Annotated in this window: 1 protein-coding gene; it reads left to right on the top strand. The window is 70.0% G+C overall.

The annotated features are described in order from the left end of the window. The coding region (locus tag AC5JJ6_RS22155; protein WP_496044143.1) for an NUDIX hydrolase at positions 1 to 821 on the top strand (821 nt) is incomplete at both ends.

Below are 821 nucleotides of genomic sequence, written 5' to 3'. Positions count from 1 at the left end.
GAGTTGACCGGAGGTCCCCGAGTCGTCTCGGTCGGATACCTGGCGCTGGTACGGGAAGCGCCCTTGGCGGGGACGGGCGGGGCCGAGTGGCGCGACTGGTACGAGTTCCTGCCGTGGGAGGACTGGCGCGACGGCCGCCCGCCGCTGGTCGACCGCGTGATCCGTCCGGCCCTCCGGCGCTGGATCGACGCATCGCGCGACCAAGCGACCCGCGACCTGCGGACCGAGCGCGCCGGTCTCAGCTTCGGCAGCGGGGTGGAAGACGCCGCCTGGGACTTCGAGCGCGCGCTGGAGCGTTATGAATTGCTGTACGAAGCGGGCTTGGTGGTCGAAGCCCAGCGTGACCGCGAAGCCATCCGGGCGGCTGGCAAGGCGGATCCCATCGTCCAGCATTCGTCGGAAACGCCGAAGGCGCTCGGCAAACCGATGGCGTCGGACAACCGGCGCTTCCTGGCGGCGGCGCTGGGTCGGCTGCGCGGCAAGCTGAAGTACCGCCCGCTGGTGTTCGAACTGCTGCCGCCGACCTTCACCTTGTTCCGCCTTCAGCAGGTCGTCGAGGCGCTGTCGGGCGTCGGCCTTCACAAGCAGAACTTCCGCCGGCTGGTCGCGTCCGGCGGACTGGTCGAACCGACCGGCCAAGTCGAAACCCTGAGCCGTGGCCGTCCCGCCGAACTGTTTCGCTTCCGCCGGGAAGTCCTGCGGGAGCGAACCTCCTCCGGCGTCGGCGTTCCGGCGGTCCGCCCCGCCCACAGAGCTTGCGGCGCGGGCCGCCGCCCACCATATGCTTTGGAGATCCCGTTCCGTGTACTGGGTTCAAGGCC

Source organism: Skermanella sp., assembly GCF_059503625.1.
The sequence above is the reverse complement of the archived record's forward strand: the minus strand, read 5'-3'. Positions and strand labels throughout refer to the sequence as shown.